Genomic DNA, 14,479 nt, shown 5'->3' on the forward strand with positions numbered 1-14,479 from the left:
ACCGCCGCTTTTATCGTTATGGAAAACCTGGGTATGTCATCACTAAAACTCCCCTCCCGCCGTCTGGCGTTGATCGCCGCCATCGTTTTCATCGCCGTCGCTGTCGCGCTGGCAATCTATTGGCAACGCCCGCCGCAGCAGGATTACGTTACCGCGCCGGCCCGCCTGGGCGATATCGAAAACGCCGTGCTGGCCACCGGGCGGCTGGATGCCGTCGAACGCGTTAACGTCGGCGCGCGGGTCTCCGGCGAAGTCAAATCGCTGAAGGTCAAACTGGGCGATCGCGTCACCAAGGGGCAACCGATCGCCGACATCGACGATCTGCAACAACGCAACGATCTGCGCAACGCCGAAGCGGCGCTGAACGTAGTCAAAGCCAATATGTTAGCCAAACAGGCCTTGCTGAAACAGGCAGAGTCGCGTTTTAAACGCCAGCGCCGCATGCTGAACGACGAGGCCAGTTCGCGGGAAGACTTCGAGACCGCCGAAGCCTCGCTCGCCACCACTCGCGCCGATCTGCAGGCACTCAATGCGCAGTTGGTGCAATCGCAGATCGAAGTCGAGAAGAAAAAAATCGATCTGGGCTATACCCGCGTGGTCGCGCCGATGGACGGCATCGTCATCGCCGTGGTCACGCAGCAGGGACAAACGGTCAACTCCAGCCAAAGCGCGCCGACCATCGTCAAGCTGGCGCGGCTGGATACGATGACCATAAAGGCGCAGATCTCCGAAGCCGACATCACCCGCATTTCACCGGGGCAAAAGGCGTACTTCACTATTTTTTCCGATCCGGATAAACGTTACGACGCCACGCTGCGCACCATCGAGCTGGCACCGGAATCGGTGATGAAAGACGACTCGCTCGCCGGCACCAGTTCCGCTTCCGGCTCCGGCACCTCGAACGCCTCGGTCTATTACAACGCGCTGCTGGACGTGCCCAACCCGGAAAACCGCCTGCGCATCGCCATGACCGCGCAGGTTTCCTTACTGCTCGGCGACGCGAAGAATGCCCTGCTGGTGCCGATCCAGGCGGTGCATAAAACCGAAGGAAAAGGGCAACAAGTACAGGTGCTGACTCAGGATCAACAGTTGGAAACGCGCGAAGTGACCACCGGCATCACCAACAACGTCGACATTCAGATCCTCAGCGGCCTGAAAGCCGGTGAAACCGTGGTGCTGTCGCAGCCCGCCGCCAAGTCGGCTGAGGATGGCATTTTCCTGTGAACGCGATCATCGAGCTAAAAGGCATCAGCCGAACCTACACCAACGGCGGTCAGGCGCTGACGGTGTTGAAAGACATCGATTTGACCATCGCCGCCGGCGAGCTGGTGGCGATCATCGGCGCCTCCGGCTCCGGCAAATCGACGCTGATGAACATCATGGGCTGTCTCGACGTACCGGATCGCGGCGACTACTACATCAGTGGCCAGAACGCCGCCCACCTGTCGCCGGACGAACTGGCCCGCCTGCGCCGCGAGCATATCGGCTTTATCTTCCAGCGTTATCACCTGATGCCCGATCTCAGCGCGCTGGGCAACGTCGAAATTCCGGCCATCTACGCTAACGCCCGGCGCGATCAGCGGCGGCAGCGAGCGGCACAGCTGCTCGCGCGGTTGGGCCTGGAGGGACGCGAGGATCACAAGCCCGGCCAGCTTTCCGGCGGCCAGCAGCAGCGCGTCAGCATCGCCCGTTCGCTGATCAACGGCGGCGAAATTATCCTGGCGGACGAGCCGACCGGCGCACTGGACACCCAATCCGGCCAGGAAGTGCTGGCGATCCTGAGCGAACTGAATCAGCGCGGCCACACCGTGGTGATCGTCACCCACGATATGAACGTGGCGCAACATGCCCACCGCGTCATCGAACTGCGAGACGGCGAGATCATCGCGGACAGCGGCCGCAAGTCGGTGCCCGCCGTCGCGCTGCCGCCGCCGAACCGCAGCCGGCAAAGCGGCTGGCAAAGCCTGATTGACCGCACCCGCGAATCGCTGCACATGGCGCTGAAGGCGATGAACGCCCATCGCCTGCGCACCGCGCTGACCATGACCGGCATCATCTTCGGCATCGCCGCCGTGGTCACGGTAGTCGCGCTGGGCGAAGGCGCCAAGCAGCGCACGCTGGAAAACCTCAAAGATCTCGGCACTAACGTGGTAAGCATCTATCCGGGGCGTGACTTCTTCGACGACGCCATCGACAGCATCCGCACCCTGGTACCGGCCGATGCCGACGCGCTGGCGCAGCAAAGCTTCGTCGACAGCGTCAGCCCGGAGGTAGACGCTTACGACAGCATCCGTTTTCGCAGCAAATCCGCCACCGCCTCGATCACCGGCGTCGGGCGCGACTATTTCCGCGTTAACGGCGTCGAGCTGTTACAAGGCGTGACTTTCCGCGACGATCGTAATGCGCTGCAGGAAGTGATCATCGACGACAATGCACGCCAGGCGCTGTTCGGCGATTTCGGCGTCGAGCCGCTCGGCCAGATCGTATTTCTCGGCTCGGTGCCGGCCCGGGTGATCGGTGTGGCTAAAAGCAATCGCAACTACGCGCCCAATCGCATCACTGTCTGGATGCCCTACAGCACGGTGATGTATCGCATGGTAGGCAAACCGACGCTCAGCGGCATCACCGTTCGGCTAAAGGACAATGTCGCCAGCGAATCGGCCGTCACCGCTATCACACAGCTGTTGACCCAACGCCACGGCGTAAAAGATTTCCGTTTGTACAACTTCGATAAAATTCGAAAGTCCATCGAACGCACGTCAATGACTTTTAGCCTGCTGATCCTGATGGTGGCATCAATCGCGCTGGTGATCGGCAGCCTGGGCGTGATGAACATCATGCTGGTGTCGGTCACTGAACGCACCCACGAAATCGGCGTGCGCATGGCGGTCGGCGCAAGGCGCGGCGACATCATGCAACAGTTCATGATCGAGGCGGTGCTGGTCTGCCTGATCGGCGGCGCATTGGGCATCGCGCTGTCGTTCGCCGCCGGGTCGCTGTTCACCTCGCTGGCGGGCGGCATGTTCACCGCCATCTATTCCTGGCAAGCCGCCGCGACGGCGTTTTTCTGTTCAACCTTAATCGGCATGATCTTCGGTTATCTCCCCGCCCGTAAAGCGGCAAGGATGGATCCGGTCGTTTCATTGGCCAGCGAGTAACCCATGAAAATTTTATCTCCCCTGGCGTTAAGCCTCGCCGCCCTGCTCACCGCCGGCTGCGGCAACGCCCTGAAAAGCGACTACCGGGCGCCACAGATCAACTACCCGGCGAGTTGGCAGCACGCCGCCGAGAACGCCACGCCGACGCCGTTCGACTGGCGCGATTTCCACGATCCCGAGCTCGATCGCTGGCTGCAACAGGTGATGGCCAGCAACAACGATCTGGCTGTCGCCGTGCTGCGCGTCTACCGCGCGCGCCTCGAAGCGGAACGCGTCGGCATCAGCACCGCGCCCGACGTCAGCGCCTCATTAGGCAGCGGCATCAATCGCCCGCTGTCAGAGTCCTCCGCCTGGAATAAAACCAGCAACGCGTCTCTCACCACCCGCTATGAAGTCGATCTGTGGGGCAAGCTGGCGCGCCAGCGCGATGCCGCCGAGTGGGCCAGCCAGGCTTCCGAGCAGGATCTGCAGACGGCGCGCCTGACGCTGCTGGCCAACGCCGCCACGAATTACTGGCGCATCGGTTTTCTCAATCAACAAATCAGCGTCAGCCAGGCGAGCATCGCCTATGCCAAAACGACGCTGCGGCTGGCCAACGCCCGTTATCAGGCCGGCAGCATCTCGGCGCTGGACGTGGTGAACGCGGAACAAAACGTGCTGACGCAGGAACGCAGCCTGCTGTCGTTACAACACGATCGTCAACAGGCGCTGAACGAGCAGGCGGTGCTGCTGGGCGCGCCATCAGGCCAGGCCACCATCGCGCCCGCGCGCCTGCCGACGACGACGATGCCGCAGATCAACACCGGCATTCCCGCCGGCGTCCTGAGCCGTCGTCCAGATCTAAGCGCTCAAGAGCTGCGGTTGCGCGCCGCCTTGGCCAACGTCGACGAAAAACGTCTGCAATACTACCCTGCGTTCAGCCTGACTGGTTCACTGGGCGCCAGCAGCAGCGCGCTGCTGGAATTTCTGCGCAACCCGACCGGCAGCCTCGGCGCCAGCCTGACGCTGCCGTTCCTGCAGTGGCGGCAAATGGGCGTGGAGATTAAGATCGCCCGCAACGACTATGAACAGCAAGTGCTGGCCTTCAAGCAGGCGCTGTACAAGGCGATGGGCGATGTGAACAACGCGCTGTCACTGCGCACGCAGCTGCTGGCGCAGGAGGCGCAGCTGCGCGCCTCATTGGCGCTGGCGCGCAAATCGGAGCGGCTGAACGAGGTGCGTTACCGGCAGGGCGCCGTCACCATTACCGACTGGCTGAACGCGCAGGAACAACGCCGTCAGGCGGAGCTGGCGGTGGATGAAAACCGCTTCGCGCAGTACCAGAATCTGGCGAAAATCTATCTCGAATTCGGCGGTTCGTCGGTCCCTTAATCCAAACTGCCTGGCCAGTTGGTCAGGCGTTTTTTTGACGGCAAACACATCAATTTTTCCTGTTTTATCTCCCGTACTCTGTATACTTAAAACATCACCAATTAGACGAAAAATCGTCAAATCGCACATTTATTAGACCATTCTCGCACCAAATCGGTGCAAACACTTAAGTTAAACTGCTGAATTTGATCGTAGCAAGATATAACGTTAAGCTATAGATGCAAAATAATTAGTCACCTAAATGACATAACCTTGGCATAAATGACGATATTTTGTGATCCACATCCCAACTTAAATGTGGATAATGAATCGTCTTGAACCGCGATTCGATTAGCCTATTTGATAACTCGAAAACAATAGTGAACGGAGATTACGCTTTCACGAACAACGAATAATTCATTAAGGGATGATTATATGAAGTTAAGAAAAAAACGACATAAACCGATGCACATCAGCGACATCACCATCATCGATGACAGCAAACTCAAGAAGGCGATCACCGCAGCGGCCCTGGGCAACGCGATGGAGTGGTTCGACTTCGGCGTATACGGCTTTGTCGCCTACGCACTTGGCCAGGTCTTCTTCCCCGGCGCCTCGCCCGGCGTACAAATGATCGCCGCGCTGGCGACCTTCTCCGTGCCCTTCCTGGTGCGTCCGCTCGGCGGCCTGTTCTTCGGCGCCATGGGCGATAAGTTCGGTCGCCAGAAGGTGCTCTCGGTCACCATTATCATCATGGCGGTCAGCACCTTCTGTATCGGCCTGATCCCGTCCTATGCATCGATCGGCATCTGGGCTCCGATCCTGCTGCTGCTGGCCAAGCTGGCGCAAGGCTTCTCCGTCGGCGGTGAATATTCCGGTGCGGCAATTTTCGTCGCCGAATACTCACCGGACCGCAAGCGCGGCTTTATGGGCAGCTGGCTGGACTTCGGCTCCATCGCCGGCTTTGTGATGGGCGCAGGCGTAGTAGTGCTGATCTCCAGCATCGTCGGCGAAGCCAACTTCCTCGACTGGGGCTGGCGTATTCCGTTCTTCATCGCCGCGCCGCTGGGCCTGATCGGTCTCTATCTGCGCCATGCGCTGGAAGAAACCCCGGCGTTCCAGCAACACGTGGACAAGATGGAGAAAGAGGATCGCAACGCCATCGAAAATCCGCCGAAAACCTCGTTCAAAGAGATCGCGGCCAAACACTGGAAAAGTTTGCTAGTGTGTGTCGGTATCGTGATCTCCACCAACGTGACCTATTACATGTTGTTGACCTACATGCCGAGCTACCTGTCGCATAACCTGCACTACTCGGAGGATCACGGCGTTCTGATTATCATCGCCATCATGATCGGCATGCTGTTCGTGCAGCCGGTGATCGGCCTGACCAGCGACCGCATCGGCCGTAAGCCGTTCATCATCGGCGGCAGCATCGGCCTGTTGGCGCTGGCGATCCCGTGCTTCATTTTGATCAACAGCAACGTCATTGGCCTGATTTTCGTCGGTCTGCTGGTGCTGGCGGTTCTGCTCAACTCCTTCACCGGGGTGATGGCCTCCATCCTGCCGGCGATGTTCCCCACGCACATTCGCTACAGCGCACTGGCGATTTCGTTCAACATTTCGGTGCTGATCGCCGGTGCGACACCGACCGCCGCCGCCTGGTTGGTAGAGGCGACCGGCAACCTGTACATGCCGGCCTACTACCTGATGGTCGTGGCGGTGATCGGTCTTATCACCGGTCTGTACATGAAAGAAACCGCCAACAAGCCGCTGCGCGGCGCGACGCCGGCGGCGTCTGACCGCTCAGAGGCGAAAGAGCTGCTGCAGGAGACCTACGACAACATCGAACAGAAAGTCGAGGACATCAACGCGCAGATCGCCGAATTGGAAAAGAAAAAGCAGATCCTGATCGACCAGCATCCCAAACTGGATTGATTCGCTCTGACAAACAAAAACCACCCGCTCGGGTGGTTTTTTTTGCCTGACGCGCAGTGAGTGATAATTTGACCATGCGGGTGACGAAGGAGAGATGAATGAATCAGTTTCAGGAGATGGCGACCTATATCGCCGTGGTTGAGGCCGCCAACATCAGCGCCGCGGCCCGTCGCTTGGGTACCACCAAGTCGGTGGTGAGCAGACGCATCCAGCAGTTGGAGACGCGCCTCGGGATTGTGCTGTTCGAACGCGGAAAAAGGCTTGGGCTGACCGACGCCGGACACCTGTTCTATCAGCGCGCCGTGCGCATATTAAGCGAAGTGAGCGATGCCGAAGAGACGGTGCGAACACTGCATAGCCAACTGCAGGGTCAACTGCGGTTAACGGCGCCGATGGCCTTCAGCATCCGCTATCTGGCGCCGCTGTTATCCACCTTTATGGCACAATATCCAAACCTGAACCTGGACGTGGAGTATAGCGATCGTCTGGCCAATCTGAATCAGGAAAATTTCGATGTCGCCATCCGTATCGGCCCCTTGGCGGATTCCGACCTGATCGCGCAGCGCATCTGCGCCAACCGTCATTTGATTTGCGCCAGCCCGGCCTATCTTGCCCAGCAAGGCACGCCGACACACCCGCAACACCTGCAACAGCACCAGGGGTTGTTGTATATTCAGCGCGAACCGACCGGCATGCTGCAGCTCCCCATCGAGGGCGAAATCCGATCGTTTCGTATCGGTAAACGGCTGCGCACCGATAACGCTTTTCACCTGTTGGCGGCGGCTAAAGCCGGTTTGGGCCTCGCTATCCTGCCCGCATTTATCGCCGCCGACGCGATACGCGCGGGCGAACTGCGCATTGTTCTGGCCGCCTATTCACCCGACGGCGGCGACATTTCCGCCGTCTACCGCCGTTCAAAACGGGCATCCCCCAAGATCCAGGCGCTGGTGAACTTCCTGAGTGAGAACATTGGCCGCACGCCCCGTTGGGAAACCGAACTCTCCCCTTTCCTGACGTCAGCCTGAAAGGTTCGCAAAACGCGAACCCGAGGTTCGAATTTCGATCACTTGTTGCTTGTGCCTCAGGGTTTTAGTCTGCAGAACACACACTTTCTGCCCGCTCTGGAGACTCTGCCATGAAAGACTTATCACGCCGCCAGCTGATATCAAAAACGCTGGTCGCTTCAGCCGCCGCCACGCTCGGCGCTTCCACATCGATTTCCGCATTATCGGCGCAAGCACAACCGGCCCAACGGACCAGAGAGACATCCCCTGTTTTCGACGTAGTCATCGTCGGCGGCGGCTCCGCCGGCGCGGTGATGGCGGCTCGCCTCAGCGAAAACCCTGCGCGCCGGGTTCTGCTGTTAGAAGCCGGGCACAGTTATGCGCCCTACGATTATCCGCGCCTTATCGCGGACAGCGACGTCCTCGGCGCCAATGGCAACCCGGAGTTCGAATGGGGATACCGGACAGAACCCGGCTATGTCAGCCACGCGATCGGCGCTATCCGCGGTAAAGTCCTGGGTGGCAGTTCAGGGGTCAACGGTGCCGTGGCGATCCGCGCCCGTCCGGAAGATTTCAACCGCTGGGATCTGCCGGGATGGGGCTATCAGGACCTGTTGCCCGCCTTCAAAAAACTGGAGACTCGTCATGGCCTGCACGACCGCGCAATCCATGGCGATAGCGGCCCCTTTCCTGTCGTGCAACTCACATTGGATGACATCACGCCAATGCAACGCGCTTTCGTCGCCGCCACGCGCGCCAACGGCTACGACGCGATTGACGATTTTGACGGCCCTTCAGCCAATGGCGTCGGCCCCTACCCGATGAATATCATCAACGGCGTGCGCGTTAACACCGGCATGGCCTATCTGGATGAGAAAACCCGTGCCAGAGACAATCTCACCCTGCGTGCCGATACGCTGGTAGACCGCGTAATATTTGACGGGCAGCACGCGATCGGCGTGCGCCTGGCCAGCGGCGAAGTGATCCTTGCCGCTGAAGTGATTCTGAGCGCGGGCACCTACGGCAGCGCCGCCATTTTGATGCGATCCGGCATCGCGCCTGCGCAACAGTCGAAGCGTCTGGGGATCCCCGTCGTCGCCGATCTCCCCGTCGGTGAAAACCTGGTCGATCACCCCTTTTATTACAATGCCTACGCCGCCCGCCCCGATGTCATCGGCAGCCAATCGCCGGTTATCGGCGCCAAGCTGTGGACCCACAGCAGCCAGGCGGAACCGGGAGAGCTCGATCTGCACATTACCGCGACGCATCTGTTTCCACATGACCAAAGCCCCACCGGCGTCGGTTTTGTTCTGGCGGTGGCGCTGACTCGGCCACAATCCACCGGACGAGTCTGGCTGGAAAGCCGCGATCCAGCGGCAGCCCCTCACATTGATCTTAACTTCCTGGCGCAAGAGAGTGACCGCGTCCGCTTGTTGGAAGGGGTCAAACTGGCGCGTAAAATAGGGCAAACCGCGCCGCTGTCTACGCTGATCCACAGCGAGCTTGCGCCCGCTGCAGACAGCGACGAGGCCATTCTTGCCTCGATGGCGGCGACGTTGGATACCTATCATCATCCGACCTCGTCCGCACCGATGGGGAAGGCCGACGATCCGAAGGCGGTCGTCGACCTTCAGGGCCGCGTGCACGGCGTACACGGGCTTAGGGTCGTCGACGCTTCCATCTTCCCCGACGTTCCCTCCGTCGCCACTAATGTGACGACGATCGCCACCGCCGAGCATATCGCCCGACACTACGCCTGAAGCCGTTTTAGCTCCCCGCTTGGCGGCAAAATAGACTGTTGAAACCAGACCGGTCATCCTGATGGCCGGCCTCCCGCATTCCGCAACAGCACACTCGAAATAACGGCTCACATTTTATCCTGCCTGGAAATGGTGTTACCCTGTAGACCACCGTCACCTCAGCAGAACATTCTCATGGGCAAAAGGGATCTTCCCATCATCATCGGCATTCTGGCTATGCTGACCCTGTGGCTCTGCGCGCTTTTCAACATCGGCGATATCACCTTCACGATTTCTCGTCTGTTCCACTGGATCGAAAGCCAGCGCGGATAACCCACACAGGCGATAGAAAACATCGGCTATGATTGAAAGACGTTACGTCATTTTCCGAGACTGTCGCTCGCGATAAAGAGGACCGCATCATGACCGACTATGTATTTTACAACCAGATTCTGACCCGACTGGCCGCCAATCACCCCGGGACGCTGGATGAAAAAACCTACGAACTGTGGAAACAAGACGCCACCAGCCCGCATGCGTTCGCCGATCCCTTCGCCTATCTTAAAACCAAGGGCCTGATACAGGCCTATGTGATGAGCGACATCGACGAGAACAACTATGATATCGACCCGCATCAAACGCGGATCACCGCCGCCGGTCTCGAATTCATTCGCAACGGCGGGTTCAAATAAGGGCGACACGCGCCAACAAAAAACCGCCAGACGGCGGTTTTTTTTACTCTAAAAGCATCCGGGCCGGTTTAGGCGGGGAAAGGCCGATAAAAGATGCGCAGCACTTCGTTGTCGCCCTGGCGTAAAAAGCCGCCTTCAGGCTGCCAGCGCAGATCGCGCGCCAGATTGAGATTTTCCCAGCCGACCGCGCCCCCCACGCCAATGCAAAGATTTTTATTGCCTGCGGCAAATCCCGCACCGGTACCGATCATGGCATGCAGCAAACGGGGCGCCGCCGCGTCACGCAGGGAGAATATGCCGATAAAACATCCCTGCGGCGCGCGCAGCATATCGGCCATCGTGCGGATCTCGGTATCGTCCGGGCTAACGAAATGTTTGTATTGCTTATCGAACACCGTCTGCCACAGCTGCTTGTATTTCGCCTTGCTGAGTGCGCCTGAACGGTGGGCACACAGCACCACCGCATCCCAGCACATCTCCCCGCTCAACGAAAGATACTCTTCCGTATCGGTTTGCGGCTTATCGGCGTAATGCCGTGCAAATTCAGCCGCATTCAAATGCGGCGGCACGGCCTGTCTGGCGACGTCACTCTTGTAGCGCTTGAAATTCAACCAATGCATGGGAAGCCTCCTCTTCATTCGGTAGATGAACAAACCGGCAGTCATGGATGAGACGCGCGATCAAATCCAGGGCATCGTCGGCAGCGGCGACTTCGTCGTCATTCAGCCCCTGCTCCACCGATCGCTCAATGGCGCTCATCACCGCCGGCGCACTGGTTTCTTCCCCTTGCGCTACCACGTCCAATACGGCTCTGCCGATCGCCAAACAAAGCTCATGATCAAACCCAACCTCTTTATACGGCTGCATAATCACCCCGATAAATTTTTACCCAAGAATACTAGACCACAATGACGCATCGCGCCTGCCGTCGTATCACGGCCCTGTATGCAACCGAAGAGAAATGCGGCAGGCCCCGGGTTGATAGCCCGAAGCCCGATAAAGGCAGGTTATTGCGGGGCTTGATCGGTAGGACGAATGATAAAACACGTGGCGGTTGCCGAGGCCAGCAGCTTCCCTTCCGCCGTTTTGAGCGTGCCTTCGGCAAAAGCGACATTTTTCGACGCATAGACCAGACGCCCCTCGGCGATCAGGTCAGTTTCCTTTGGCACAGGACGCAACATTTTAACCTGCAGATCGACCGTACCATAACCAACCCCCGCGCCCAGCGCACTGTGCACCGCACAACCGGTCACCGAGTCCAAAACCGTGGCGGCAAAGCCGCCATGAACGCCTCCCAACGGATTCAGGTGGCGTTCGTCAGCCCGCGCCACAATGCGGATATACCCCTCTTCAACCGCGTCCGGTTTCATGGGCACCGTTTCAGCGATTGAAGCCGGTGGAATTTTGCCGGCCATCGCAGCCTGTAATAACGCCAACCCCGTCATTTTTGTCGGATCCATTGCTCTCTCCTCTGGTGGTGAACCGGTTATATAGGAGAGGTCTGACCTCTTGACTTGCTTTTTCGTGCTGATGTCGTCAGCCGCCTACTCTTCAGATTCTCTGAATGTGACCGTCATCACTCTTCAGAGTTAATAACCACAATTTATTAATGCCTTTAGATTTAAAACAACTTTCTGCGGCCAACACGGCCGGAAACTGAGCGCAGTTAAGTTCAACATTATTAAGGCGTATTTATCATGGATTTCTTTCTGCAATTAGCGGTGATATTGGCATGCCTGCTGTATGGGGCACGTAAGGGCGGCATTGCGCTGGGGTTGCTGGGTGGGATCGGGTTGATGATCCTGGTATTCGGTTTTCACCTGCAGCCCGGCAAGCCACCGGTGGACGTGATGTTGGTAATCATCGCGGTGGTGGCGGCCTCCGCCACCCTGCAGGCCTCAGGCGGGTTGGACGTCATGCTGCAGATCGCCGAGCGGATGCTGCGGCGCAACCCGCGCTATGTCTCGATCATCGCCCCCTTCGTGACCTGCATTCTCACGATCCTGTGCGGCACCGGCCATGTGGTCTACACCATCTTGCCAATCATCTATGACGTAGCGATAAAAAATAACATCCGCCCAGAACGGCCGATGGCGGCCAGCTCGATCGGCGCGCAGATGGGCATTATCGCCAGCCCAGTCTCAGTGGCGGTCGTTTCACTGGTGGCGATGCTCAGCAGCTACACCTTCAATGGCCGACATCTGGAATTCCTCGACCTGCTGTCTATCACCATCCCTTCTACCCTGTGCGGCATTCTGGCGATCGGCATCTTCAGCTGGTTCCGCGGCAAAGACCTGGACAAAGACCCGGAATTCCAAAAATTCATCTCGGTGCCGGAGAACCATCGCTACGTCTATGGCGACGCCGCCACCCTGCTGGACCGGGTATTGCCGCGCAGCAACTGGATCGCCATGTGGATTTTCCTCGCCACCATCGCACTGGTGGCGGTGCTGGGGGCCTTTTCCGACCTGCGGCCCAGCTTCGGCGGCAAGCCGCTTTCGATGGTCCTGGTGATCCAGATGTGCATGCTGATGGCCGGGGCGCTGATCGTCATCATTACCCGCACCAACCCGGCGTCTATCTCTAAAAACGAAGTGTTCCGCTCCGGCATGATCGCCATCGTGGCGGTGTATGGCGTCGCCTGGATGGCGGAAACCATGTTCGGCGCGCACCTGACGCAGATAGAGGCCACGCTGGGCGTGCTGGTGAAAGAATACCCCTGGGCCTATGCGCTGATCCTGCTGCTGGTGTCGAAATTCGTCAACTCGCAGGCCGCCGCGCTGGCGGCACTGGTGCCGGTGGCGCTGGCGATCGGCGTTAACCCGGCCTATATCGTCGCATCGGCACCGGCCTGTTACGGCTATTACATTCTGCCGACCTACCCCAGCGATCTGGCGGCAATCCAGTTCGACCGCTCCGGCACCACCCGCATTGGCCGCTTCGTGATCAACCACAGCTTTATTCTGCCCGGCCTGATCGGCGTCAGCGTCTCCTGCGTCTTCGGCTGGATCCTTGCCGCAGCGTTCGGTTTCTTATGAGTTGTACTTCGGAGCCCTGCGGGGCTCCCTGCAGACAGGCTGGCAATCCAAGAGGATGGGTATGACAAGAAAGGAAAAATGCAGGTGTAATACGAATTTCAAGCACAAAAAAACCGCCTCTCGGCGGTTACGACATTACTACTTATTGCTTTGATTATTCGGTATTTTTATTCCCTGGTACCCGGGGCGGGACTTGAACCCGCACAGCCATAAGCCGAGGGATTTTAAATCCCTTGTGTCTACCGATTTCACCACCCGGGCTCGGGAAAGTTGGAGGCGCGTTCCGGAGTCGAACCGGACTGGACGGATTTGCAATCCGCTACATAACCGCTTTGTTAACGCGCCTTTATTCTGTTTGCCTTTTCAGGCCAAAGCCGGTGATTCACCCACTTCGTTTTGTTCTTTTGGTTGGCGATATTGAAATCGCTTATCCTAATCATCTGATTCTTAAGTAATTTATTTCGTTACCGCCGAATCGATGGACTGCATTATGGACTAAACCCCCCACCTTGGCAACCCCCCGAAATAGCAAAAAGTTCTCTAACGCTTTCAACTGCTTATTTTGTGGGCGCACTGTTCACAATGCCAACGCAAAGGCAAGCGGAATGTTGATTTTATATGCATCGGCTCAGGAATTCACGGGCAAATCGGTTCTTTTTTCTCGGCAGGAATCGCTTACCCGCGCCCTCTCCGGCTTTTCATTTGCTTATGGCGATGGGGTACCGCGTAAAACATCCTCATGGGGGGCATCGCGCAATCTCCGGCGCCACCATAAAAACCCAGCGAGCATACCCGGCAAAACCGCAATCGTACCAAAAATACGCTGATCGGCATTCAGCAAACCAGGAGCAATGGCGGATAGTATCGCGCATAACAGCAGAAACCACCGCAATCGACGAATACCGGGATGGGCGATACCCGCGATGGCCCCCACCAAACAGGCCGGCAAAAAACCAATCGCGTAAGAAAAAGTCCCGATAAACCCCACCATGCCCAGCATATCGCCGGCTTCGAGACGGCCAATTTCCACCAGCTCACCGCTGCCGAACGTCATCAGCAGAAACATGATTACGCCCCCCACCGGCGGTGCGACCAGGCCGAAGAACAGCATACATCCAGCCGCCGTCCTTATCAGATGCTTTATAGCACCAGACTCCATACATTCTCCTATGCCCGGCGCCAAGATACCAACCTACCGCTTCGCTTTGCCGATAACCCAGCGATTTGGCGCGGCGACATCGCGGCATAGCTGTGCCTGAGTACTCGAATGGTGTCATAAGCCGCGTTATTTTCTTCCGGCATGGCGAACCGCGCAACGTATCCAAATACTCTGCCGGACATTCTTTCACCGTTCAACGGGTGCATCCAGCAGTATAAGAACGACAGGAAAGATAACGTGAGGAGGGCCAATAATCGATAGGGGAAGATGAAGAAAGGTTTCGCCGGATGGCTCAGGAGCAGAAAACGAAAAAAGGGGCCGCAGCCCCTTTTCGCTTACCTGCCGAATCACAGGGATTCGACAGGCTAATGTTTGGAGCGGGAAACGAGGCTCGAACTCGC

General features: G+C 58.1%; 14 protein-coding genes and 2 tRNA genes. 9 read left to right on the forward strand and 7 right to left on the reverse strand.

Annotated elements, in window-relative coordinates; translation table 11 throughout:
• Window positions 1-33 precede the first annotated feature (33 nt).
• The 8 genes from etsA (at window position 34) to FUU19_RS05790 (ending at window position 9,881) form a co-directional block, all read left to right on the forward strand.
• The gene (gene etsA / locus FUU19_RS05755) at window positions 34-1,224 is read left to right on the forward strand and encodes a macrolide efflux RND transporter periplasmic adaptor subunit EtsA (protein WP_457644854.1); all 1,191 of its coding nucleotides are present in this window, start codon (window positions 34-36) and stop codon (window positions 1,222-1,224) included.
• On the forward strand, window positions 1,221-3,158 hold the full coding sequence (locus FUU19_RS05760) for a MacB family efflux pump subunit (protein ID WP_230490318.1): 1,938 nt from the start codon (window positions 1,221-1,223) through the stop codon (window positions 3,156-3,158). Before etsA ends, FUU19_RS05760 begins: the two co-directional genes overlap by 4 nt.
• Window positions 3,159-3,161: 3 nt before the next feature.
• Window positions 3,162-4,529, forward strand: a complete 1,368-nt coding sequence (gene etsC / locus FUU19_RS05765) for a macrolide efflux RND transporter outer membrane subunit EtsC (protein ID WP_141969598.1) — start codon at window positions 3,162-3,164, stop codon at window positions 4,527-4,529.
• Window positions 4,530-4,943: 414 nt separating this feature from the next.
• On the forward strand, window positions 4,944-6,446 hold the full coding sequence (gene proP / locus FUU19_RS05770) for a glycine betaine/L-proline transporter ProP (RefSeq protein ID WP_060419579.1): 1,503 nt from the start codon (window positions 4,944-4,946) through the stop codon (window positions 6,444-6,446).
• Window positions 6,447-6,544: 98 nt separating this feature from the next.
• Window positions 6,545-7,471, forward strand: coding sequence for a LysR family transcriptional regulator (locus FUU19_RS05775; protein WP_141969600.1), 927 nt, complete (start codon window positions 6,545-6,547; stop codon window positions 7,469-7,471).
• Window positions 7,472-7,581: 110 nt separating this feature from the next.
• Window positions 7,582-9,210: a GMC family oxidoreductase gene (locus FUU19_RS05780; protein WP_141969602.1), complete on the forward strand. Its 1,629-nt coding sequence runs from the start codon at window positions 7,582-7,584 to the stop codon at window positions 9,208-9,210.
• 174 nt (window positions 9,211-9,384) lie between these two features.
• The gene (locus tag FUU19_RS05785; RefSeq protein ID WP_230490317.1) at window positions 9,385-9,522 is read left to right on the forward strand and encodes a hypothetical protein; all 138 of its coding nucleotides are present in this window, start codon (window positions 9,385-9,387) and stop codon (window positions 9,520-9,522) included.
• 89 nt (window positions 9,523-9,611) lie between these two features.
• A complete protein-coding gene (locus tag FUU19_RS05790; protein WP_019455885.1) occupies window positions 9,612-9,881 on the forward strand; it encodes a hypothetical protein in 270 nt (89 codons plus the stop codon).
• Between the two features lie 68 nt (window positions 9,882-9,949).
• On the opposite strand, the gene FUU19_RS05795 is transcribed toward FUU19_RS05790, so the two are convergent.
• From FUU19_RS05795 to FUU19_RS05805, 3 genes are all read right to left on the reverse strand, one after another.
• A complete protein-coding gene (locus FUU19_RS05795; protein WP_060440227.1) occupies window positions 9,950-10,501 on the reverse strand; it encodes a hypothetical protein in 552 nt (183 codons plus the stop codon).
• Complete coding sequence (locus tag FUU19_RS05800; RefSeq protein WP_141969607.1) at window positions 10,467-10,748, reverse strand: hypothetical protein; 282 nt, start codon at window positions 10,746-10,748, stop codon at window positions 10,467-10,469. The genes FUU19_RS05795 and FUU19_RS05800 overlap by 35 nt, the downstream gene beginning before the upstream one ends.
• A 140-nt stretch (window positions 10,749-10,888) precedes the next feature.
• Window positions 10,889-11,341, reverse strand: coding sequence for a PaaI family thioesterase (locus FUU19_RS05805; protein WP_141969609.1), 453 nt, complete (start codon window positions 11,339-11,341; stop codon window positions 10,889-10,891).
• A gap of 237 nt (window positions 11,342-11,578) precedes the next feature.
• Between FUU19_RS05805 and FUU19_RS05810 the strand changes: the two genes are divergently transcribed.
• A complete protein-coding gene (locus FUU19_RS05810) occupies window positions 11,579-12,919 on the forward strand; it encodes an anaerobic C4-dicarboxylate transporter (RefSeq protein ID WP_033642641.1) in 1,341 nt (446 codons plus the stop codon).
• 175 nt (window positions 12,920-13,094) lie between these two features.
• Here the strand turns inward: FUU19_RS05810 and FUU19_RS05815 are convergent.
• From FUU19_RS05815 to FUU19_RS05830, 4 genes are all read right to left on the reverse strand, one after another.
• A tRNA-Leu gene (locus tag FUU19_RS05815) sits at window positions 13,095-13,180 on the reverse strand.
• Between the two features lie 10 nt (window positions 13,181-13,190).
• Window positions 13,191-13,264 (reverse strand) — tRNA-Cys (locus tag FUU19_RS05820).
• A 361-nt stretch (window positions 13,265-13,625) separates the two neighbouring features.
• A complete protein-coding gene (locus tag FUU19_RS05825) occupies window positions 13,626-14,078 on the reverse strand; it encodes a hypothetical protein (protein WP_141969611.1) in 453 nt (150 codons plus the stop codon).
• A 186-nt stretch (window positions 14,079-14,264) separates the two neighbouring features.
• On the reverse strand, window positions 14,265-14,479 hold a 215-nt coding region (locus tag FUU19_RS05830), incomplete at its 5' end, for a hypothetical protein (RefSeq protein ID WP_230507089.1).

The organism is Serratia montpellierensis, assembly GCF_020858655.1.
Taxonomy (GTDB): Bacteria; Pseudomonadota; Gammaproteobacteria; order Enterobacterales; family Enterobacteriaceae; genus Serratia; species Serratia montpellierensis.